This is a genomic window from Methylomonas albis (assembly GCF_014850955.1).
Classification (GTDB): domain Bacteria; phylum Pseudomonadota; class Gammaproteobacteria; order Methylococcales; family Methylomonadaceae; genus Methylomonas; species Methylomonas albis.
The window spans coordinates 1,193,628-1,217,057 of sequence record NZ_JACXSS010000001.1; the positions used below are offsets into that span (position 1 = coordinate 1,193,628).

Here is a 23,430-nt window from a genome sequence, read left to right on the forward strand (position 1 = left end):
CGGACAGCATGAGCAAAAGTTTAGTCATTGTAGAGTCACCGGCAAAATGCAAAACCATAGAGAAGTATCTGGGTAAGGATTTTCAGGTACTAGCCTCATACGGCCACGTCCGCGATTTGATTCCAAAAGAGGGGGCTGTTGACCCGGAAAACGGTTTTGCGATGAAATACCAGGTGATTGATCGCAATCAGCGACATCTACAAGAAATCGGCAAAGCCATTAAGAACGTCGATACGCTATATCTGGCAACTGACCCTGATCGCGAAGGCGAGGCGATTTCCTGGCATGTTTTTGAGCATCTTAAAGAAAAAAAGCTCTTAAAAAACAAAGAAGTACTGCGAGTGGTATTTCATGAGATCACCAAAAAGGCGGTCACCGAGGCGATCGCCCACCCCACTGAGTTATCCAATAATCTGGTCAATGCGCAACAAGCACGTAGAGCGCTAGACTATTTAGTCGGTTTCAATTTATCGCCTTTGCTGTGGAAGAAAATCCGCCGAGGTTTATCCGCTGGTCGAGTGCAAAGCCCTGCTTTGCGGATGATCGTCGAACGCGAAATGGAAATCGAAGCCTTCAAGACCCGTGAATACTGGTCGCATACCGCAGAAGCCAGCGCGCAAGGCTTGCCGTTCAAAGCCAGACTAACGCATTTCAGCGGTGAAAAACTGAATCAGTTCAGTTTTACCGACGAAGCGCAAGCCAATCAAGTGAAACAAAGCTTGTTAGATGCAGCTGACGGCCAATTGATCGTCACTAAGCTGGAGAAAAAGCAACGCAGCAAAAATCCGGCGCCGCCGTTTATCACGTCGACCTTACAGCAGGAAGCCGCCCGCAAGCTGGGTTTTACCACCAAACGGACGATGATGGTGGCGCAACAGTTGTACGAGGGTATCGATCTGGGCGGTGAAGCTGTCGGTTTGATCTCTTATATGCGTACCGATTCGGTCAATCTGGCCGAAGAGGCGCTTGCCGATATTCGCGAGCTGATCGCGGAAAAATACGGCGCTGACGATGTGCCAAAAGAGCCGCGCCGTTTCAAGACTAAATCTAAAAACGCTCAGGAAGCGCATGAAGCCATCAGGCCCACTTCGGTGCGGCGTTTGCCCGAGCAGGTGAAAAACCGGCTTAGTGCCGAGCAGTTCAAGCTCTACGATTTGATCTGGAAGCGCACAGTCGCTTGCCAGATGATTCACGCCACTTTGAATCAGGTGGCGGTCGATCTAAATTGCGGCAGTGATAAAAACGTGTTCCGCGCCACCGGTTCCACGGTGACTAATCCGGGTTTCATGAAGGTGTATCTGGAAGGCGTGGATGACAGTAAAGAAGCCGCCGATGATCAGGATAGTCTGTTGCCGCCAATGGAAGAGGGGCGGCCGGTGGTATTGAATGAGATTGCGGCAACCCAACATTTTACCGAGCCGCCGCCGCGTTATAGCGAGGCGAGTTTAGTTAAGGCGCTGGAAGAGCACGGCATAGGCCGGCCGTCCACTTATGCGACGATTATTTCGACCTTGCAAAACCGCGAATATGTGACGATAGACAGCAAGCGGTTTTATCCAACCGATGTGGGGCGTATCGTTAACAAGTTCTTGACTGAGCACTTTACAAAATACGTTGATTACAGCTTTACTGCCAATCTCGAAGACGAACTGGATGCGGTATCGCGCGGCGAGAAAGACTGGATTCCGTTGATGAACGATTTCTGGCGACCGTTCACGCAGTTGATCACCGAGAAAGAAGAGAGTGTGCAGCGCAAGGACGTGACGCAGGAAAGCATTGACGAGCAGTGCCCGGAATGCGGCAGTCCGCTGTCGATTCGCTTGGGACGCAACGGCCGGTTCATTGGTTGTACCAATTATCCGACTTGTTCTTATACCCGAAATTTGGGCGATGACAATGCGGGGCCCGCGTCGGCTGAGCCCGAAGTTGTCGAAGGTCGGGTATGTCCAAAGTGCGAGTCAACACTGGTGATCAAAACCGGGCGTTACGGCAAGTTTGTCGGTTGTAGCGGCTATCCGAAATGCAAACACATCGAGCCGTTGGAGAAGCCATCGGATACCGGCGTCGAATGTCCGCAGTGCAAAAAAGGCGCAATTCTGAAGCGTAAAGCGCGTAGCGGGAAGATTTTTTATTCATGCTCGGAATATCCGAAATGCGATTATGCTCTGTGGGATGCGCCGATCAAGGAAAGTTGCCCGGATTGCAATTGGCCGATTTTGACCTTAAAAACCACCAAGCGGCGCGGGACCGAAAAAGTTTGCCCACAGAAAGAGTGCAAATACGCAACGCCATACGAGGGTGATCCGGACGATGTAAACGGGCCGGTTTGAGTTTCTAAGGGAGCGTCACTTTTTGGCCGACTTGGATGGTGTGCTTATCAATAAAGCCGGCAGGTAGTTCCAGCATGTATCGGGCGGCCACTTTAGAATCATAAATCCTACAGGGGTCTTTAGTGCAGGGCTGTATATCCTTTAACAGCCCTGTAATCCGGCCGTCCCCCGATAAAAACACTACATCCAATGCCAGTAGGGTGTTTTTCATCCACAGTGCGCGGCGTGTTTGGTCCGGATAGATAAATAACATGCCTTGGTCTGCGGCAAGTTCCTGGCGAAACATCAATCCGCGTTCGCGTTCGCTCTCGTTGGTGGCGATAGCCACGTAGACGATACGTTGTTGATCTATAAATGTGAGTTGGCGTTTGAACTCTGTGAACGCGTTTGCCGAAGCGCCCGCGCTGTTGATTGTGGCAAGGACGGCTAGGCCGAAAATAGAACGAAAGAGATAAGGATGCATGCGGGTGTCAGTAATATAAGGTTGTCTTTGAGGATGCGGCTGATTATAATGCCGCGTTCAATTATTTAGCGAGCGTGGCGAAATTGGTAGACGCGCTGGATTTAGGTTCCAGTGGTAACCCCGTGGGAGTTCGAGTCTCCCCGCTCGCACCATTTCTGCGTTATTCATAACGATACGACCTTAAGTTCCCCAGATTTAAACATCGCCGGCAGGTCTTCCCAAAATATAAAACCATATCTTTAATTTTTTGAGGTAGTGCAATGCAAGTTTCTGTCGAGAAGACATCAGAGTTAAGCCGAAAAATGACTGTTAGTATTCCTGATGCCGTGGTTCAGGAAAAAATGGAAACTCGCTTTAAAAAACTCGCTCGCGAAGTCAAAGTGGACGGTTTCCGTCCGGGTAAAGTCCCTGCGAGCATGGTTAAAAAGCTTTACGCCGATAGAGTTAGAAACGAAGTAACTGGCGACTTAATTCAATCGACTTATTTCGAAGCACTGCAACAACAGGATTTGAATCCTGCCGGTCATCCGCATATTCATCCGACCGAGAAAGCTGAGGGTTTTGAATACATCGCAGAGTTTGAAGTCTATCCGGAGATCATTCTGGACGGTGTCAGTGAATTAAAGGTCGATCGTCCTTCCGCAACTGTGGAAGAGGCTGATGTCGATAACATGATAGAAAAACTGCGTCAGCAAAAGAAAACTTGGAATGCCGTCGAGCGTGCGTCTCAGGATGCGGATCGGGTGACCATTCATTTTTCGGGCGTGGCCGATGGCGAGAATTTTACCGACGGTAAGGTCGAAAATTACCAGGTGGAAATCGGCGGCAAACAAATGATTCCTGGCTTTGAAGATGAGTTGAAAGGGTTGGTTGTCGGTGCCGCCAAAACGTTTTCAGTTACTTTCCCAGAGCAATACAACAGCGAAAAATTAGCCGGCAAGGTTGCTGAGTTTGAGATCGAGTTGGTTAAAATCGAAGAACCGGTTTTACCAGTCGTCGATGCGGAATTTATCAAGGCTTATGGTGTTGAAGACGGCGATGCGGCAAGTTTCCGTACCGATGTTCGCGCCAACATGGACAGAGAGTTGAACCAAGGCCTGAAAAACAAGTTAAAAAATGCAGTGATGGATGCCTTGTACGAGAACGTCGTTATCGCGATGCCTAATGCATTGATAGATCAAGAGATTCAAGAGTTGATGAAGCCTTACGCCGAGCGCGCGAAGAACATGCGTTTGAAGCTCGAAGACCTGAATTTGCCCAGGGATGCGTTTGAAGGTCAGGCCAAGCGCCGAGTAGCCTTGGGCTTGATTCTGGGTGAAATCATTCAAAAGAATGACATCAAGGTGGACGCCGATAAAGTACGTGCGGTCATTGATGATATGGCGAAGAGTTATGAGCGCCCCGAAGACGTTGTGAACTGGTATTATGCTGACAAGGCCAGGCTGAATGATGTGCAGCAGATGGTTTTAGAGGATCAAGCTGTTGCATGGATTGTCAGTCAGGCTAAAATCACCGACGTAACAGTTGGTTTTGATGATGTCATGGAAAAACAGTAACGAATGAGGGCTAAACGTGTTTAACCGAAATGTGATGAGCGAAATGATGGCGCCGCAAGCGGCGGGCGGTCTAGTGCCTATAGTGGTTGAACAAACAGCCCGTGGGGAAAGATCGTACGATATTTATTCCCGTTTGCTGAAAGAACGGGTAATTTTTCTGGTTGGCCAAGTAGAAGATTACTCGGCTAATTTGGTGGTAGCGCAATTGCTGTTCTTGGAATCTGAAAATCCGGATAAAGATATTCATTTGTATATCAATTCGCCCGGCGGCTCAGTGACAGCGGGGATGTCGATTTATGACACCATGCAATTTATCAAACCGGATGTCAGCACCATGTGTATCGGTCAGGCCGCCAGCATGGGGGCTTTGTTGTTGGCGGGTGGTGCCAATGGTAAACGCTATTGCTTACCGCACTCCAGGGTGATGATTCATCAACCTTTGGGCGGTTTTCAAGGCCAGGCGTCGGATTTTGATATTCATGCACGGGAGATTTTGGCTATCCGTGACCGATTGAATAAAATCCTGGCTCATCATACCGGGCAACCGCTGGAAAAAATTCAGCAGGATACGGATCGAGACAATTTTTTGAGTTCTCAGCAAGCAGTTGATTACGGTTTGATCGACAAAGTATTGACTAGTCGTACTGCTTGATAAGTGTCGCGTAGCCTCGTCAAGAGTGCGGAGTGATTTGAATGTTAGTTTTTGATATATTTTATCGCCATGACGAGGCAATGTATCACGGTGGAGTCTGTCTATGAGTAGAGACAAGAAAGGTAAAGACGATGAAAAGCTTCTTTACTGTTCTTTTTGCGGTAAAAGTCAAAATGAAGTCAGGAAACTGATTGCGGGTCCATCCGTTTACGTTTGTGACGAATGCGTGGAATTGTGCAATGACATTATCCGAGACGAGTTGCTGGAAGACGAGATGTCGGTGGCAGGCGGTGCGCTGCCTAAACCGAAGGAAATCAAGCAAGAGTTGGATGGTTATGTAATCGGACAGGAAAATGCAAAAAAAATCCTGGCGGTAGCGGTTTACAATCACTACAAACGCTTGCGCAGCAACAGTAAAAAGAACGAAGTCGAGTTGGCGAAAAGTAATATCTTGCTGATCGGGCCGACCGGTTCCGGTAAAACTTTGTTGGCCGAAACCTTGGCTAGATTGCTGGATGTGCCTTTCACCATAGCAGATGCCACGACGCTGACTGAAGCGGGTTATGTCGGTGAAGATGTTGAAAACATCATTTTGAAGATTCTGCAAAAATGCGATTACGATGTGGAAAAGGCGGAGACCGGTATCGTTTATATCGACGAGATCGATAAAATCTCCCGCAAATCCGATAATCCATCCATCACTCGCGACGTATCCGGCGAAGGTGTGCAGCAGGCTTTGTTGAAACTGATTGAGGGTACTGTTGCGTCTGTACCGCCGCAAGGTGGTCGGAAACATCCGCAGCAGGACTTTTTGCAGGTTAACACAGCAAATATTCTGTTCATCGTCGGCGGTGCGTTTGCCGGTTTGGATAAGGTTATTAAGCATCGTACTGAGAAAGGCGGTATCGGTTTCTCCGCTGAAGTTAAAACCAAAGATGACAAGCGAAACGTCGGTGAGATTTTTGCCGATGTCCGTTCCGAGGATTTAATCAAATACGGTTTGATTCCCGAGTTTGTCGGTCGTTTGCCGGTTATTGCAACTCTGGATGAGCTGGATGAAGCGGCGCTGATCCAGATTTTGACTCAGCCTAAAAATGCTTTGATCAAACAATATAAACATTTGTTTGAAATGGAAGGCGCGGAGCTGGAATTTAGAGATGATTCTTTGTCGGCAATCGCGCGTAAGTCGATGGAAAGAAAAACCGGTGCCAGAGGATTGCGCACGATAGTCGAGAACGTGTTGTTGGATACGATGTACGAACTACCTTCCAACGACAAAATATCGAAAGTCGTGATTGATGAGAACGTTATTCTGGGTAATTCGGAGCCAATTTTGGTGTACGAGGCTGAACAAAAACTGGTGGCTTCGGACGCTTAAGTTTGGGGTTTTGATCGTCCGCTTGTTATTCCGGCGAAATAGTAAAATTAAAAAGGGGGCTTTTTTGGTAAAGCCCCCTTTTTTTTTGCCCGAAATTAAAGATACTTGTTTTCTAGGAGTTCATCCTCATATAGGATGACAACTACTGTTTTGAGCTGCTCAAGGGAGCAAATGAAATGACCGAGTCAAATACCAAAGATGAATTAATTCCAGTCTTGCCTTTACGGGACGTGGTGGTCTATCCGCATATGGTGATTCCATTGTTTGTTGGTAGAGGCATGTCAATCGATGCTCTTGATGCCGCGATTAAACAAGATAAGCAAGTGTTATTGATTGCCCAGAAGCAGGCCGATGTGGATGAGCCCGGGTTTGATGACTTGTACAAGGTGGGCACCCTGGCCAATATTTTACAGTTATTGAAATTGCCGGACGGCACTGTGAAAGTGTTGGTTGAGGGTAGTCAGCGCTGCTCCGTGGCGAAATATCAAGAAGTTGATAATTATTGCGCTGCCAGCGTAGTGGAGTTGAGTGACGAGTTATCCATTTCCGAGCAGGAAGCGGACGTTTTGCAGCGTACCGCGATTAACTCGTTCGATCAGTATGTGAAATTGAATAATAAAATTCCGCCTGAGGTTTTGAACTCGCTTGCCGGAATCGACGACCTTAGCCGTTTAGCCGATACCATGGCTGCCCACATGGCGTTAAAGGTTGAAGAAAAACAGCTGATGCTGGAAATGGTGGATGTCGCCAAACGTCTGGAAAACTTGATGACGTTGATGGAAGGCGAAGTCGATATTCTGGAAATGGAAAAGAAAATTCGTGGTCGCGTTAAAAAGCAGATGGAAAAAAATCAGCGCGAATACTATTTGAATGAACAAATGAAAGCCATTCAAAAAGAGCTGGGCGAGATGGATGAAGCCAGTAACGAGATCGAAGAGCTGGAAAGGAAAATTGCTGCGGCCGGCATGTCTGCCGAAGCCAAAACCAAGGCGACGGCCGAGTTGAATAAGCTGAAAATGATGTCGCCGATGTCGGCAGAAGCGACAGTAGTACGCAACTACATCGATTGGATGGTAAACGTGCCTTGGAAGAAGAAAACCAAGGTTCGGCATGATTTAAAAGTCGCCGAAGAGGTGTTGGAAGCTGAACATTACGGTCTGGATAAGGTGAAAGAGCGGATACTCGAGTATCTTGCCGTGCAGCAGCGAGTGAAGGCGTTGAAGGGGCCTATTCTGTGTTTGGTCGGCCCTCCTGGGGTTGGTAAAACCTCTCTTGGCCAGTCGATTGCGCGGGCCACCAATCGCAAGTATGTGCGGATGGCGTTGGGCGGGGTTAGAGACGAAGCGGAAATACGCGGGCACAGACGTACCTATATCGGTTCGATGCCGGGCAAAATTCTGCAAAATTTGTCGAAAATCAAAACCCGCAACCCGATGTTCTTGTTGGATGAGATCGACAAAATGGCGGCGGATTTTCGCGGTGATCCGGCTTCTGCGTTGCTGGAAGTCCTTGATCCCGAGCAGAACCATACTTTCTCGGATCATTATCTGGAAGTCGATTTCGATTTATCCGACGTCATGTTCGTGGCTACTGCGAATACCATGAATATCCCGCCAGCCTTAATGGACAGGATGGAAATTATCCGCCTGGCCGGTTATACCGAAGATGAAAAAGTCAACATAGCCATGCGCTTTTTAATTCCGAAGCAGATCAAAAATAATGGTCTGGCCGAATCGGAAATTCATATCTCGGAATCAGCGGTTAAGGACATTGTTCGCTACTACACGCGGGAAGCCGGTGTTCGCGGACTGGAGCGGGAAATTTCTAAAATTTGTCGGAAAGTCGTCAAAGACCTGTTATTGAAATCCAGAAAAGGCCGTATCTCGGTTACCGAAAAAACGCTGGATAAATATCTTGGTGTGCGGCGGTTTAGCTACGGTATGGCTGAAGATAACGACCAAATTGGTCAGGTTACCGGTTTGGCATGGACCGAGGTCGGTGGCGAATTGCTGACGATCGAAACCGCAGTGATGCCAGGTAAGGGCAAACAGTTGGCGACCGGTAAGCTCGGCGATGTGATGAAGGAGTCGATTGAGGCGGCGGTTACGGTTGTCAGGAGTCGAGCCAATATTTTGGGTATCGACAGTGATGTGTTCCAGAAAAACGATATTCATGTCCATGTTCCGGAAGGTGCTACGCCAAAAGACGGACCGAGCGCTGGTATTGGGATGTGTACTGCCATCATTTCCGCGCTGACCAAAATTCCGGTGCGTGCGGATGTAGCGATGACCGGCGAGATCACGCTGAGGGGGGAAGTGCTGCCTATCGGCGGATTAAAAGAAAAGCTGTTGGCGGCGCATCGCGGCGGCATTACGACTGTAGTGATTCCTGCGGAAAACGAGAAGGATCTCGCGGAAATCCCCGAAAACATCAAACGCAATTTGGCGATTAAGTGTGTCCGTTGGATAGATGAAGTTTTGGAGTTGGCGCTACAGCATATCCCCACCCCGATTGTAGCTATTCCGGTGGCTGAAATAAGTGAGACTGCCTCCACCAAGGCAGAGGTAAAAAAACCGGGTGTTGTTGCGCACTAAATGTTGGGTCGAATCGGCGGAAACCATCCAAATCGTGGCTTCCGCCGACTTCAGTGCTTGACATCGCTTGCAGCCGATTGATATAAATGTCGGCCTCTCGCACCAGGAGAGGCTGAAAATCGGGTTGGTGGAAAACCGGTTAGTGGGCAAATCCAAGCATTTGTTTGCTGAGCATAATTAATACAACGACATCCTAAGGGGAAATAAATGAATAAATCGGAACTTATCGATGCAATCGCCAGTGCGTCCCAGTTAACTAAAGCGGATGCGGGTCGCGCTTTAGATGGCTTTATCAAAGCTGTAGAAGATGCTTTGAAACAAGGCGATTCTGTTGCCTTGGTTGGCTTCGGCACGTTCGATGTTAAAGAAAGAGCAGAGCGTAAAGGCCGTAATCCGCAAACCGGTGAAGAGATAACTATCAAAGCTGCGAAAATTCCTTCATTTAAAGCTGGCAAATCTTTAAAAGATGCTGTAAACTAGCCGTTCTTTAGTCGGGTGCTTAGCTCAGCTGGGAGAGCATCGCCCTTACAAGGCGAGGGTCGGGGGTTCGAACCCCTCAGCACCCACCAGACTTTGGAGCGGTAGTTCAGTTGGTTAGAATACCGGCCTGTCACGCCGGGGGTCGCGGGTTCGAGTCCCGTCCGCTCCGCCAAAACAGAAACCTCGGGCCGTATGGTTCGAGGTTTTTTTTTGCCTGTTAATTTTATGGCCTGAAGTGATCGGGTTTAATTCTGTTTAAGGACAGCGTTTATGCTTTTAGAGATTAGAGAAAAGGTGCACGGTCTGTTTGCATCAATCATATTAATTTTGATTTGTGTGCTTTTCGGATTGTGGGGCATCCAAAACTATATTGGCGGTGGTAAAGAAGCGCCTGTGGTGTCGGTAGGGGACAAGGAGTTTTATCAGCGGGATGTCAATCAGGCCTACCAGCAATATGCGCAGAATTTAGCCGGCATGAAATTCGACGAAGAGACCGTAAAAAAACAGGCGCTGGAAAAATTAGTTCGTGACGAAGTGATGTTGCAGTACGTTCAGGATCAAAACCTGTTGGTTAGCGACGATACTGCCAGGGATTTCATTCAGACCCTAGAGTATTTTCAAAAAGACGGCAAGTTTGATAAGACGCAATATCAGACCATGCTCGGTTCGCAAAGCATGTCTTCTGCGGAGTTCGTCAATCGCATCAAAAAAGCCTTGGTAATGGAGCAGTTTCAACGTGCTGTGGTCGATAGCAGCTTCGTTACACCAGCGGAAATCAATAATTTCTTTAAAATACAGAACCAAACCCGCGATGTCGAATATTTGACCGTGCCGTTAACGCCGGTCAGTCAACCGCCTAGCGAAGAAGAAATCACATCTTATTATCAGCAGCATCAGGATGCCTATCAGACTGCCGAACAGGTGGCTGTCGAGTACGTGGAATTAGCGTTGGATAAGTTGGCGGCTGAGATTAATCCCAGCGAAGAACAGTTAAAAGCCTATTACGAAGAACAGAAAGCCCAATTCACCACTAAAGAGCGCAGAAAAATCAGCCATATTCTGTTCGCTTTTAATAAAGATAAAACCGCCGACGAGCTTGCTTTGCAAAAAGCTTTGAAGGCTAAAGAAGACCTAAAAAACAAAGATTTCGCAGCCTTGGCTTCGGAAGTGTCCGACGATAAACTAAGCGCAAAAAATGGCGGCGACCTGGGTTTATTTAATGTCGGCGTCATGGAAAAAGCCTTTGAAGATGCTGCTGGCAGCTTGAAACTGGGTGAAGTCTCCGAACCCGTTAAATCGGCTTTTGGTTATCACTTAATTAAGGTCACCGAGTTGATACCGGGCGATGTGAAGCCTTTTGAAGCGGTAAAGGCCGAAGTAAGCAAGGCTTATCAAAAAGCGCAGGCTGAAGCCAAATTCAATACCTTGGCCGAGAAAGTTGCCGAAGTCAGTTACGAGAATCCGGATAGCCTGGCGGCTGTAGCGCAATTATTGGGTGGCACAACCAGCAAGACGGAGGCATTTACGCGCGCGGCGGGTGAAGGCATCGCTTCAGATGAAAAAGTTCGGGCGGCTGCATTTTCTGAAGAGGTATTAAAAGGCACCAACAGCGAGCCACTTGAAGTTGGCGGCGACAAGGTGGTGGTGTTGCGCATGCTATCGCATCAACCGGCTGCCAGCAGAGAACTTAAAGACGTTAAGCCGCAGGTCATTGCTGCGATACAGCAGGATAAGGCAAGACAACAAGCAATCGCCACGGCCGATAAAATTAAACAAGAATTGGCTGGTGGTAAACCCCTGGCTCAGATTGCCGACGCGCAGCATTTGCAAATCAAAAAAATCAAAGGTCTGACTCGTAACGCCAGCGATTTGCCGGCAGCAGTTACTCAGGAGATTTTTAGAACGGCGAAGCCGAAGGCCGGTCAGCCTAGCGTTGCAGTAATTGATGAAGCTAAGGGCGGTAAATTGGTGGTTAGCATCAACAGCGTAAACGAGGGTGTCATATCGGATAGCGACAAGGGCAAACAAGCCTTGATTGCCAAAAATATCGCAACGGCCTTCGGTAAAGCGCAGATGGAAGCAGTATTGAATGCGCTGCAAGCCAAGGCTGATATTGTTATCAATACACAAAAACAGTAAGCCTTAACGCTGACCGAGAAAAAGGGAGCTTTAAGCTCCCTTTTTTATGGCTTGCTTACCCGGTTCCTGCTTGCGAAACCGACACGTTTTAGTCAATTATCGTTGGCTGTGACACCGGATCGCTGCATTGAAAGCCCTGCTAATACTACCGTGTTGGCTTTTAAGTTGACGTTTATTGACATTAGCCACCGCATACCCGAATAAGTTGGTTTATCGACCGGAAAAGAATCGATATTATTTTCCTGTTCAGCCATGTCATGGGATAAACTTTAAAATTTGCACCAAACATCGCTGCCGAAGCGACACTCGTCTTAATTTTTAATAGCTTGATTTAAGGATCAACATGATTATCAAACCTCGCGTACGCGGTTTTATGTGCGTCACTACTCACCCGGTCGGCTGCGAAGCCAATGTTAAACAACAAATCGAATACGTCAAAAGCTTCGGCGCTATCGCTAATGGCCCGAAAAACGTGCTGATTTTGGGTGCTTCCACCGGTTACGGTTTGGCCTCGCGCATCGTCTCGGCCTTCGGTGCCGGCGCGAAAACCCTGGGTGTGTTTTTTGAACGCGAAGGCACAGCCGACAAAACCGGTACGCCAGGTTGGTACAATTCAGCGGCGTTTCATAAATTTGCCGAAGCGGAAGGGCTGTACGCCAAAAGCATTAACGGCGATGCGTTTTCCGACGAGATCAAACAAAAAGCCATAGACGCCATCAAACAGGATTTGGGCAAAGTCGATCTGGTGATTTACAGCTTGGCCGCGCCGCGCCGCACTCATCCTAAAACCGGCGTCATTCACAACTCTACCTTGAAACCAATCGGCAAGGATTTGGTACAAAACGGAATCGACACCGACAAAGAAGTCATCAAATCCTTCACCTTGCCGGCCGCTACGCCGGAAGAAATCGACAACACCGTCGCGGTGATGGGCGGTGAAGACTGGCAAATGTGGATCGATGCGCTGGCCGATGCCGGTGTGCTGGCGGAAGGTGCGAAAACCACCGCGTATACCTATCTAGGCGAAAAAATCACCTGGGATATTTATTGGGACGGCACCATCGGCGCGGCCAAGAAAGACTTGGATAAACGCGTGATCGACATTCGCAGCAAGTTAGCGCCTTTGGGTGGCGACGCCAGGGTGTCGGTACTCAAAGCCGTGGTTACTCAAGCCAGTGCGGCAATTCCGGTCATGCCCTTGTATCTGGCATTGTTATTCAAAACCATGAAGGCAGAGGGCACCCACGAAGGTTGTATCGAACAGGTCAATGGTTTGTTCCGCGACAGCTTATATGGCGCTACTCCCAATCTCGATGATACGGGTCGTCTGCGCGCTGACTTAAAAGAATTGCAAACGCACGTGCAAGAACAGGTCAGCGCCTTGTGGGAGCAAATCAACAACGACAATATCAACGAGCTGAGCGATTTTGTCGGTTACAAACATGAGTTCCTCAAGCTGTTTGGCTTCGAGGTAGACGGTGTGGATTACGATACCGAGGTCAACCCCGAGGCGCCGATCGCCAATTTGCTTTAAAGACATACCAGCGTGGGTAGCGCGGCGGCTACCCACCTTTATGAAAGTAATTCTACTTTGTCAGATTACAAAAAAGGTTCGTCATACCCGCTGGGAAGCGGGTATCCAGTGCCATGGATGGTAAGCTTCTATCCGTCCATGGCGTCTGGATTTCGGCAATCCCTGCCGAAACGACGGACTTAGAGATGTAGTTCGAGTAATCTGACAAGTTAGAAGTAAGGACGACTGGCGATTTTTGAAAAGGCGGCGTTATCGATAAGCGCCAGAACTGACTCGCATGGTTCTGGCACCAAGCAAAAGCGCTGCTCAAGTTTCTGTTTAATTTCTACGAAACACTGGAAACATGCAAACACAATCTACTACCCGAGACTGGATTCTCTATTCGCTATTGAGTTTGAGCATTTTGCTGATCGTGTTGGCGATGTTTCAGATCGACCGGCAATGGCTGAAACTCAGTGAGATGCAAGCCGCGCTGTCGGAGCAGGCCAAAGACATGCGCGAATTGCGCGGGGCGATTGCCTCCGGTGCGCTTGCCGCAAACGCCCCAGCAAATTTGACTACAAGCGGCGAAGTGGCCCAAGCTTTTCAACGCGCCCATGCAGCCAGTCGCCAGCCGGATTACGCGCAAGGCGATTGGAGTGTGGAAGCGTTTGGTACCAACCTGAAAACCATTACGCCGCTGGTATCCAGCGATGCCTATGCCTCCAATGTACAAAGCTATGTGCTGGAGAGTCTGATCACTCGTAACCCCGATACCTTGGAATGGGAGGGCCTGGTCGCCAAAGATTGGAGCATCAGCGCAGACGGCTTGGTGATCAGTTTCCGAATGCGCGAGGATGTCAGTTTTTCCGATGGTCAGCCCTTGACCGCCGATGATGTGGTGTTCAGTTTTGATTTCATCATGACCGACGCCATCCAGGCACCCCGTGAGCGGGCTTACCTTGAAAAGATCAAAAGCGTCAAAGCCAACGGTAAATTCGAAGTGGTATTTACCTTCAAAGAGCCGTACTTCGAAGCGCTGTCCTTGGCTGGTGGCATCGGCATCCTGCCCAAGCATTTTTACGAACCCTACTTAAAAGAGCCACAAAAATTCAACGAATCTAAAGGCTTGTTATTGGGTAGCGGTCCTTATCGATTAAACGATCCGAAAAACTGGACGCCGGACAAAGGCAACATCGAGCTGGTACGTAACGAGCGCTACTGGGGCGACGTGCAGCCTTCTTACCATCGGATTCTCTGGAAAATCATCCAAAACGATAGCGCGCGCTTGACCACGTTTCGCAATGGCGACATCGATTCCTACTCAGCTAGACCCGTCGAATATCAGGAATTGAAGAAAGACCCGCAAATCCAGGCCAAGAGCCAAAACTTCGAATACATGCCGCCAGTGGTCGGTTACAGCTACATCGGTTGGAACCAGGAACGCGGCGGTAAACCAACGCGCTTTGCCGACAAACGCGTGCGCCAGGCCATGACCTATCTAACCGACGTCAGCCGGGTGATCAAGGACGTTATGTTGGATTACGCCGAGCCTGCTGTGAGCCCGTTCAGCAAGGCCAGTAAACAGCACGATGCCGCGTTACAGCCATATCAAACCGATCTGGATAAAGCCAAAGCCTTGCTGAAAGAAGCCGGTTACCAGGATAAAAATGGCGATGGTGTATTGGAAGACAAGGCCGGTGCGCCCTTTGAATTTAAACTGACTTATTTCCAAGCCAACGAAGACACCAAACGCATGGTGTTGCTGTTGAAAGACTTGTACGCCAGAGCCGGTGTCAAGCTGACCCCCACCCCGCAAGAGTGGCCGGTGATGTTGGAAAATCTGGATAAAAAAGACTTTGATGCCATCACCCTCGGTTGGACCAGCGGTATCGAAACCGATTTGTACCAAATCTTCCATAGCTCGCAAGCCGTCAGCAAGGGCGATAACTACGTCAGTTACAAAAATTCGGCCTTGGATAAATTAATCGACGATGCCCGCCGCACCGTCGATGAATCCAAACGCATGCCGCTCTGGCAGCAGGCCGAGCGCATTCTTTACGAAGACCAACCCTATACCTTTTTGATGCGCCGCAAAAGTCTGTTGTTCGTGGACAAGCGCATTCATAACTTGCAAATGACCAAACTGGGTTTGAACTTCGGCTCCTTGCCGCTGGAAACCTACGTGCCGCTGGCACAGCAAAAATACACGCAATAGGCCAAGGATTAGCCGATGTTGACCTATCTACTGCGGCGTTTGCTGCTGATGATTCCCACCTTGTTGGGTATCACCATTCTGGTATTCAGCGTCATGGCCATGTCGCCGGGCGGCATTAGCGCGCAAACTTTGATCGGCGGCATGGACATGAAGCCGCAGGAAAAACAGGCCTTGCTGGACTATTACAACAAACGCTACGGCCTGGACCAGCCGGCACCGGTGCAGTATCTGCGTTGGCTGAATAACGTCTCGCCCATTGGCTTTGTCACCGACGCTCAAGGTCAGCGCGGCGAATTTTCCTTTAGCAAAGGCATGGATCTGGGCACCAGCTTTCAATACGGCCGGCCGGTGTCGGACATTCTGGCCGAACGCATCCCGATTACCTTGCTACTCAATCTGGTCACGCTGCCGTTTACCTACATCATCGCCATCATGGTGGGCATGAAAGCCGCCACCCAGCGCGGCGGGGCTTTTGATATTGGGGCCGGGATGTCGATGCTGGCCTTATGGTCGATTCCGACCATGTTGGCCGGCGTATTGCTACTGGGGTTTTTCGCCAATATCCAACATTTTCAATGGTTCCCCACCGCCGGCATCAGTAGCCGGGAGGCGCAGGACATGTCGTTTCTGCCGCATTGGGATCAAGGCGGATTCGTGCGCGGATTTTTATTGGATCGAGCCTGGCATTTAGTTCTACCGGTATTTTGTTTGTCCTACGGCGGCTTTGCGGCGCTAACCAAGTTGACGCGTACCTCGATTCTGGAAAACCTGCACGCCGATTACGCCCGCACCGCGCGTGCCAAGGGCTTGGCCGAAAACGACGTGTTGTGGAAGCATGTGTTCCGCAATAGCTTGCTACCCTTGATTACCGTCTCGGCCGGTTTATTGCCCAGTTTGCTGGCCGGCTCATTGATCGTGGAAAATATTTTCAGCATCAACGGCATGGGCCAGTTGGCGGTGGAAGCGGTGAAAGGCCGCGACCGCGAGTTGGTGCTGTCGATCACCTGGATCAGCGGCTTTCTGACGCTGATCGGCTATCTGATTGCCGATTTCTGTTACACCCTGGCCGATCCGCGGGTGAGTTATGACTAAGCCCGTGATCAGCCGCGAATCGTTTTCTGCACGGATCTGGCGTAAAACCCTGGCTGGCGTCGGCGTCAAATTCGGCTTGGGCTGGGTGGCGCTGTTAGTGTTTTGCGCGGTGTTTGCGCCGTTTCTCGCCAACTCCATGCCTTTATTGATGAGCAAGAATGGCGTGATTTCTGCGCCGGTGCTCGAATACCTCAGCGTCGAAGACACCTGGATCTTGGCCAGCTTTTTAATTGCCCTGGCGGTTTACCGGCTAAACATCGACGGAGGTAAACAGATTTTGTTGTTTTTGCTGGGTAGTGCGTTAGCGGCACTGCTGGTCAACAGCTTCGTCAAACCGCCGGTGCTGGTCATCTACGACGATTTCCGCAGCGCCGCTTACACGCAAGTGGATTGGAAGCTCATGCCGCCGATACCGTATGCGCCTGTCGATTATTTACGCGACTTGGGCAGCAAGGGCCTGGAAGCGCCGTTCGCCACCGAAGGCCACACGCATTTAATGGGCACCGAGGAAAACGGTGCCGACGTATTAAGCCGGATGATCCATGCCTGCCGGATTTCCTTGAGCATCGGTCTGATCGCCTCCGGCATTGCCTTGGCTATTGGTATCGTCATCGGTGGTCTGATGGGTTATTTCTCCGGCGTGGTTGATATGTTGGGCATGCGCCTGGTGGAAATCTTCGAAGACATTCCGACGCTGTTTTTACTGCTGACGTTCGTCGCCTTCTTCGGCCGCAGCTTGTACATGATGATGGTGATTATTGGCGTCACCGGTTGGTCCGGCTACGCGCGTTATGTGCGCCAGGAGTTTTTGAAGCTGCGCAAACAAGATTACGTGCAAGCGGCGGTGGCCAGCGGTTTGCCCTTAAGCTCGATTTTGTTTCGGCATATGCTACCCAACGGAGTCGCGCCTTTATTGGTCGCGGTCAGTTTTGGCGTGGCTGGGGCGATTCTATCTGAAGCGACGCTCAGCTTTTTGGGTTTGGGTGTGGTCGATGCGCCGTCCTGGGGCGCGATGCTGGATCAGGCCGTTAAATCCTCGACTTTTAACTGGTGGATGGCGGTGTTTCCCGGCGGCTCGATCTTCATGACGGTGTTCGCCTACAACCTGATCGGCGAAGCGTTTCGGGATGCCATTGACCCGCGCTTATCCGACAAGGCCGGGGGTAAAGCATGAGCTCAGCCTTGTTGGAAGTCCGCAACCTGCGCACTTATCTAAGGTCCGGGGGCGGCGAAGTCCAAGCGGTCGACGACATCAGTTTTAGCATTCCCAAAGGCCAAACCTTTTGCCTGGTTGGCGAATCCGGCAGCGGCAAGTCGGTCAGCGCTTTGTCGGTGATCCGCCTGTTGCCGGACGGCGTAGCTTCGCACCCTAGCGGCGAGATTTTGCTGAACGGGCAGGATTTGTTAACCCTGGATGATCCGGGCATACGCGCGGTGCGCGGCTTAAAAATCGCGATGATTTTCCAGGAGCCCATGACCTCTCTCAATCCGGTGATGAGCATAGGCGAACAAATCAGCGAAGCACTGCAACTGCATCATCCGGATATGGATGACGCGGAAGCCAGCGAGCGGACTATCAAGGCCTTGGAGCAAGTGCAAATTCCCAACGCCGCCAGCCGCTTTCGTGACTATCCGCATCAACTCTCCGGCGGCCAACGGCAACGGGTGATGATCGCGATGGCCTTGGCCTGCGAGCCGCAATTGCTGATCGCCGACGAACCGACCACGGCCTTGGATGTCACGGTGCAAGCCGAGATTCTGCGCTTGATGCGCAAACTCCAGGACGATACCGCCATGAGCATGCTGTTCATCACCCACGATTTTTGTGTGGTTGCGCAGATGGCGGATTGGGTGGGAGTGATGCAGCAAGGCAAACTGGTGGAAGTCGGCGCTTGCCAAACCGTACTGCGTACGCCGCAGCATCCCTATACTCAACAATTGCTGGCCGCCGTGCCGGAGAATCTGGCCAAGCCAGGCAGGGCGGCATTCGCTGTAAATCCGGCCGTTGCAGGCACCACCGAGTTAGCTGACTTGGCAAGCCCCGCGTTGGCGGATGACGAGCATCTGAGCGACAGTGATAAAAAATTATTGTCGGTTCTGGATCGCGTCGGCTTAAGGCGTCAGGCCAGCCAAAACGCCGCGCAGGGTGAGGCGGAAGTCGATAACTTAATCCAAATCCGCGATTTGAAAGTCTGGTTCCCCATCAAGAAAGGGGTGTTCCGGCAAACCGTCGATTACGTCAAGGCGGTAGACGAAGTATCGCTGGATATTCCGCGCGGTGAAATCGTTGCTTTGGTCGGCGAGTCCGGCTGCGGCAAAACCACCTTGGGCCGGGCAGTGTTGCAACTGGAATTGCCGACGGCCGGCAGTATCCGTATCGACGGGCAGGAACTCACTGGCCTGTCCGCGCGCGAGCTACGGCCATTACGCCGCAAGATGCAGATTGCCTTTCAGGACCCGCAATCCTCGCTTAATCCGCGTTTGCTGGTGGAAACCACGCTGACCGAACCGATGAAGGTGCATGGCATCGGCGCCAATCACGAACAGCGTATCGAACTGGCCGGGCAACTGCTAGAAGACATGCAACTCAGCCGCGAATCCTTGTGGCGTTATCCGCACGAATTTTCCGGCGGCCAGCGCCAACGTATTGGCTTGGCGCGGGCTTTGGCCTTGAATCCGGAGTTTGTGGTGTGCGATGAAATTACTAGCGCGCTGGACGTGTCGGTACAGGCGGAAATTCTGCAATTACTGCTGGACATCCGCCGCCGGCGCAATCTGACCTTGTTGTTTATCACGCACAATATTGGGGTGGTGGAGTATCTGAGTGATCGGACGGTGGTGATGTATAAGGGGAAGATTGTGGAGCAGGGGGTTACTTCTTTAGTTTGTGGTTCGCCGCAGGATGTTTATACGCAGAGGTTGTTGTCGGCGGTGCCGAGGTTGGTGGTGTGAGCATGATATATAGAAGCTTTTTATTTACTTGTTAGCATGATCAAAGGAATCAATTTTGGTATCACAAAAAGAGTTTAAAGAATTAGCAATTGGTCTAGGGAGGAAGTGGCTGTTCCCAGATTTTACGAACAAACTTACTTGGCTTGTTGTTACGGTAGGCTGTGGAATCCTGCTTACATCGACACCGCTTAAATTGATTTTTTATAATTGGTTGGTCGACACAATAAATCTGAATTCTGGAACCGATTTTACGATTGCAGAATTAACAAATGACTCGGCCGATTATATTTGGGGAGTGGTTCTAGTAGCTTTAGCATTAATTCATAACATTGCTTATCGGTATGTCAATTTCTTAGCATCTTGCGAAGGAAAAGATAATCTTGAAAAACGAATAAAAGCAGATACAGCTCTGTTTGAAAATTTCAAAATCGAATTTCCGTCTAACTGTGCATCAGCGCGATTACTAAAAGAACACGATTTTTCAAACTTATACGATGGTGAAGCCACGAGTAACTTGGAAAAGTTTGTACATAGGTGGAACGATGCCGAACATGTGTTTTTGGATCCTGTAATTGAAAGTAAAAGAATTGAACTATGGGAGTCCTGTCATTCTTTTCTTTACAAGTTAGCAGTGGCTACAGGCCCAGTCGGAAAGGGCTTTAGTTTTTCAGCTATACCAGATATGTATCTCGGTGAACGTGATATGCCGGATTTTGTTACTCAGAGAGTAAATGAACTCAACAAAAAGGCAACGGAATGCTACTGTCAGCATCAAGAGTTTGTGGCAGTATGCAAAGAGCGGTTGAGATGCTAACAAGCTGGGTAAGGCCGTAAGGCGCAATTCGTAGGGCCGTAGGATGTGCTAAACGAAGTGAAGTGCATCGGTCGGGTAGCCATGCGTATGATGTCGAAGTTGCGACGACTTGTTTTAATGTCGGGTCTCGGCCCGACAGCCGAGATACTTTCTTTTGTTTGGCCAAAAGAAAGTATCCAAAGAAAAGGCCACCCGGATGCCGCTTGTTCCCTGTGCTCCTCGCTTTTGAACGGGGTTGCCGAAAGGGGCTTCCTGCCCCTTCGGCAACGCGCCGCATCCCTGCGGCACCCCTAACGGGCTAATCCGTTCAAAAGCTCCGGTGCTCGGCGCGGCATACGGGAAGAAAACCATCCCGGCTTCACCGTAAGGCCATAAGGCGCAATTCGTAGGGCGTCAATAGGCGTAAGCCTTATTGCGCCGTATGTTGGCTTTAAATCATTCGGCGCATTACGCTATCGCTAATGCGCCCTACAACACTTCGGGTACTACGCATGCAAAGTCGGCTATCCTGCCGATTTGTCCGTTCAAAAGCGCCGGCGCTCGGCGCGGCATACGGGGAGGAAAACCATCCCGATCAAACCATAGGCTGGAATAAGCGTAAGCGTTTCCGGCTTTAGTCTGCTACCCGGCATTGCTCTGGTTTACCGTCTTTGAAGGACGGCGAGATGCTGACCGGTTCGGTCAAGCCTTTCATCAGCAGCAGGTAAGCTTGCTGGTCGATGCACACCTTGTTGAGTTTCCAGGTCCGAAGCTGGCCTTGAAGATCGATGTGTTCGATACTGATCTGCTCCAGCAACAGGGAGCGGGCTTCGGGGGGCGTGGCGTGGCTAAGCGGGGTGATGGCGGCCAGTAATGTACCGAAAATCAATTTTCGCATGGGCGGAACTCCCGGATATGGTTAAGAACTGCGTCGAATTTTGTATTCAGTCATGCACCTTACCCTTTGGTACTCTACTCATGCAAATCAAGCCGGCTAGGACGGCAATAGGCGTAGCCGTATTGCGCCGCATATCGGCCTTAAATCATTCGGCGCATTACGCTATCGCTAATGCGCTCTACAAAACTCAGTAAATAGCCCAGGTACCTAGGATGTGCTGAATAAAGCCGGGCGGGGTGGGCAAGGTTTTTATGCTCACATGGATTGAATGTCCGAGCGCTAGATGTCCGGCATTGGTTGTTTGGTCGTTCGAATTCGTTCCGTGCGTATCCATGCGTGGTTATCGTGGCATTTCTTCTAAATGCGTCGAGCTTTTTTCTCGACGGTTCTCCAAAATAACTCGGGCATTCTCACAGCGAGCTCGGACGTTGGAGTTATTTTGTGCAATGGTCGAGCTCTGAGCGAGAACGGCCGACAAATTTTGTCGAACGATGCAGTTCGTTGGTAAATCCGCCGAGCTTTTTTCTCGACCATTCTGCAAAATAACTCGGGGATTCTCGTGGCGAGCTCGGACGTTGGAGTTATTTTGTCCAATTGCCGAGTTATGAACGAGGATGGCCGAGAAATTTAGTAGAACGCTGCGGTTTGCTGGCGTAGCCATCCGCGGTTTTCATGACGGCTGTTCAAATGCGCTCCTTATCCGAGCCATCCTGGTGCAATTCAGCCGTATTTTGGTTGCCTCTGGTGCAAATTTTCCGGTCTCACCGCATGCGCGAACACTACAAATCCAGAAAAATCAAGGCATCGGCTATTTGGCATCAACTTTGCTTTATTTAAGTTGTGTTGTTACTCCTATCTGTTCTCATGTGTGGACGTGGCGCTCTGGTTGGTCGACGTTGTTCGGGTGGTCAGGGCGCATTTTTTTGTCTGCGATAAATCAATCCCTGTCCGTCCTTCCCGCTTAAAACTTACATTTCAAATGATACTTCTGCACCCGATAGCGTAAGGTTTCGCGGGTGGTGCCCAGCATGCGTGCCGCGCCGGTGACGTTGGCGTCATTACGGTTCAGGGCTTCCTGGATAATGAATTTCTCCATTTCGTGCAGGCTGATGCTGCCATCCAAGGGAATGAATACGCCTTCCTGATTGACCTTGGCGTTGTGGGTGGCGGGGGCTTGTGGCGCTTGTAACTGCAGCCATTCCACCGGTAAATTATGATCGTTGGACAGCAACACGCAACGCTCCAACACATTGTGCAATTCGCGGATGTTGCCGGGCCAATCGTAGTTTTTCAGCGCCTGCCAGGCTTGTTCCGGAATGTGATTGACGGTCTTGGCGGATTTGCGGTTGCATTCGGCGACGAATTGCGGTACCAGTTGTTCCAGGTCCTGTTTGTGTTCGCGCAAGGCCGGCATGCGGATGTTGATCACGTTCAAACGATGATAGAGATCGCGGCGGAACGCGCCTTCGGCGACTTTTTCCACCAAATCCAGATTAGTGGCGGCGATGATTTGCACGTCAATGCTGATCTCGGCTTCGCCACCGACGCGGCGGATGCGTAAGTCTTCCACGGCTTTCAGCAATTTGCTTTGCAAATCCAGATCCATTTCGCCGATTTCATCCAGAAATAGCGTGCCGGTGTGCGCTTGTTCGAACAGGCCGCGATGGCGTTTTTTCGCGCCGGTAAAGGCGCCGGCTTCGTAACCGAATAATTCGGCTTCCAGCAGTTCACGCGGCAGGGCGGCGCAGTTGATTTCCACCAGCGGCGCGGCGGCGCGGCTGCCGGAATAGTGCAGAATACGGGCGATCATGCCTTTGCCGGTGCCGGTTTCGCCGCTGACGATCAGGCTGGAGAAGGGCACGTTGGCGATTTGTTTCAACATGGCCCGCAGCTGGTTCATGGCCGGGCTGGAGCCGATCAAACTGTCGATGCTGTATTGATGGTTTTGCGAGGCTGTTTGCTGTTCCAGGCGGCGTTGGGCGCGGGCGCTACGCGCGGCGCCTTCCACTAACAGGTTCAAACGGTCCAGCGAGCAGGGCTTTTCGATAAAGTCATAAGCGCCCAGGCGCACGGCCCGCACCGAATCGGCGACGCTGCCGTAGCCGGTCAGAAACACCCATTCGCTACTACCTATCTCCGGTTTGAGTTTTTCCAGCAAATCCAGGGCGTTGCCATCCGGCAAATTCATGTCGGATAACACCACCAAGGGGTCCAGGGTTTGTCCGCACAGATATTGTTCGGCTTGTTGCAAGGAATGGGCGATGCTGACTTCCCAGCCGCATTTGCCGAAATAGCGGGCTAATTCCGAGGCCAGCAGGGTTTCGTCTTCAATAATTAACAGGGTGTTGGGCATCATGGTATGGGCTTCTTGT

At 50.5% G+C, this 23,430-nt stretch carries 17 protein-coding genes and 3 tRNA genes; 17 read left to right on the forward strand and 3 right to left on the reverse strand.

Annotation, left to right across the window (positions count from 1 at the left end; all coding sequences use genetic code 11):
* Window positions 1-8 precede the first annotated feature (8 nt).
* On the forward strand, window positions 9-2,330 hold the full coding sequence (topA, locus tag EBA_RS05655; protein WP_192373747.1) for a type I DNA topoisomerase: 2,322 nt from the start codon (window positions 9-11) through the stop codon (window positions 2,328-2,330).
* 4 nt (window positions 2,331-2,334) lie between these two features.
* On the opposite strand, the gene EBA_RS05660 is transcribed toward topA, so the two are convergent.
* Window positions 2,335-2,793, reverse strand: coding sequence for a DUF192 domain-containing protein (locus tag EBA_RS05660; protein WP_192373748.1), 459 nt, complete (start codon window positions 2,791-2,793; stop codon window positions 2,335-2,337).
* Between the two features lie 68 nt (window positions 2,794-2,861).
* Between EBA_RS05660 and EBA_RS05665 the strand changes: the two genes are divergently transcribed.
* The 15 genes from EBA_RS05665 (at window position 2,862) to EBA_RS05735 (ending at window position 20,181) form a co-directional block, all read left to right on the forward strand.
* Window positions 2,862-2,945: transfer RNA gene (locus EBA_RS05665), tRNA-Leu, on the forward strand.
* A 108-nt stretch (window positions 2,946-3,053) separates the two neighbouring features.
* Entirely contained in the window at window positions 3,054-4,349 is a 1,296-nt protein-coding gene (gene tig, locus EBA_RS05670; protein WP_192373749.1) for a trigger factor, read from the forward strand.
* Window positions 4,350-4,383: 34 nt separating this feature from the next.
* Window positions 4,384-5,001, forward strand: a complete 618-nt coding sequence (gene clpP, locus EBA_RS05675; protein ID WP_324615336.1) for an ATP-dependent Clp endopeptidase proteolytic subunit ClpP — start codon at window positions 4,384-4,386, stop codon at window positions 4,999-5,001.
* 103 nt (window positions 5,002-5,104) lie between these two features.
* Window positions 5,105-6,379: an ATP-dependent Clp protease ATP-binding subunit ClpX gene (gene clpX, locus EBA_RS05680; RefSeq protein WP_192373750.1), complete on the forward strand. Its 1,275-nt coding sequence runs from the start codon at window positions 5,105-5,107 to the stop codon at window positions 6,377-6,379.
* 176 nt (window positions 6,380-6,555) lie between these two features.
* Window positions 6,556-8,973: an endopeptidase La gene (gene lon, locus EBA_RS05685; RefSeq protein ID WP_192373751.1), complete on the forward strand. Its 2,418-nt coding sequence runs from the start codon at window positions 6,556-6,558 to the stop codon at window positions 8,971-8,973.
* 207 nt (window positions 8,974-9,180) lie between these two features.
* Window positions 9,181-9,453: an HU family DNA-binding protein gene (locus tag EBA_RS05690; RefSeq protein ID WP_020482925.1), complete on the forward strand. Its 273-nt coding sequence runs from the start codon at window positions 9,181-9,183 to the stop codon at window positions 9,451-9,453.
* 13 nt (window positions 9,454-9,466) lie between these two features.
* Window positions 9,467-9,542, forward strand: a tRNA-Val gene (locus tag EBA_RS05695).
* A 6-nt stretch (window positions 9,543-9,548) separates the two neighbouring features.
* Window positions 9,549-9,625: transfer RNA gene (locus EBA_RS05700), tRNA-Asp, on the forward strand.
* 98 nt (window positions 9,626-9,723) lie between these two features.
* Entirely contained in the window at window positions 9,724-11,592 is a 1,869-nt protein-coding gene (locus EBA_RS05705; RefSeq protein ID WP_192373752.1) for a SurA N-terminal domain-containing protein, read from the forward strand.
* Window positions 11,593-11,935: 343 nt separating this feature from the next.
* On the forward strand, window positions 11,936-13,126 hold the full coding sequence (fabV, locus tag EBA_RS05710) for an enoyl-ACP reductase FabV (protein WP_192373753.1): 1,191 nt from the start codon (window positions 11,936-11,938) through the stop codon (window positions 13,124-13,126).
* A gap of 343 nt (window positions 13,127-13,469) precedes the next feature.
* Window positions 13,470-15,323 carry a peptide-binding protein gene (locus EBA_RS05715; RefSeq protein WP_192373754.1) on the forward strand — a complete coding sequence of 618 codons (1,854 nt, stop codon included), beginning with the start codon at window positions 13,470-13,472 and terminating at the stop codon, window positions 15,321-15,323.
* Between the two features lie 15 nt (window positions 15,324-15,338).
* Window positions 15,339-16,415, forward strand: a complete 1,077-nt coding sequence (locus EBA_RS05720) for an ABC transporter permease (RefSeq protein ID WP_192373755.1) — start codon at window positions 15,339-15,341, stop codon at window positions 16,413-16,415.
* Window positions 16,408-17,589: an ABC transporter permease gene (locus EBA_RS05725; protein ID WP_192373756.1), complete on the forward strand. Its 1,182-nt coding sequence runs from the start codon at window positions 16,408-16,410 to the stop codon at window positions 17,587-17,589. The genes EBA_RS05720 and EBA_RS05725 overlap by 8 nt, the downstream gene beginning before the upstream one ends.
* Window positions 17,586-19,367, forward strand: a complete 1,782-nt coding sequence (locus tag EBA_RS05730; protein ID WP_192373757.1) for an ABC transporter ATP-binding protein — start codon at window positions 17,586-17,588, stop codon at window positions 19,365-19,367. The genes EBA_RS05725 and EBA_RS05730 overlap by 4 nt, the downstream gene beginning before the upstream one ends.
* Window positions 19,368-19,422: 55 nt before the next feature.
* The gene (locus EBA_RS05735) at window positions 19,423-20,181 is read left to right on the forward strand and encodes a hypothetical protein (protein ID WP_192373758.1); all 759 of its coding nucleotides are present in this window, start codon (window positions 19,423-19,425) and stop codon (window positions 20,179-20,181) included.
* Between the two features lie 613 nt (window positions 20,182-20,794).
* Here EBA_RS05735 and EBA_RS05740 read toward each other — a convergent pair.
* The gene (locus EBA_RS05740; RefSeq protein ID WP_192373759.1) at window positions 20,795-21,058 is read right to left on the reverse strand and encodes a hypothetical protein; all 264 of its coding nucleotides are present in this window, start codon (window positions 21,056-21,058) and stop codon (window positions 20,795-20,797) included.
* 614 nt (window positions 21,059-21,672) lie between these two features.
* Between EBA_RS05740 and EBA_RS05745 the strand changes: the two genes are divergently transcribed.
* Window positions 21,673-22,023: a hypothetical protein gene (locus EBA_RS05745; protein WP_192373760.1), complete on the forward strand. Its 351-nt coding sequence runs from the start codon at window positions 21,673-21,675 to the stop codon at window positions 22,021-22,023.
* Here EBA_RS05745 and EBA_RS05750 read toward each other — a convergent pair.
* The gene (locus tag EBA_RS05750; protein ID WP_192377182.1) at window positions 22,020-23,411 is read right to left on the reverse strand and encodes a sigma-54-dependent transcriptional regulator; all 1,392 of its coding nucleotides are present in this window, start codon (window positions 23,409-23,411) and stop codon (window positions 22,020-22,022) included. The two genes, EBA_RS05745 and EBA_RS05750, sit on opposite strands and share 4 nt — an antisense overlap.
* Window positions 23,412-23,430 lie beyond the last annotated feature (19 nt).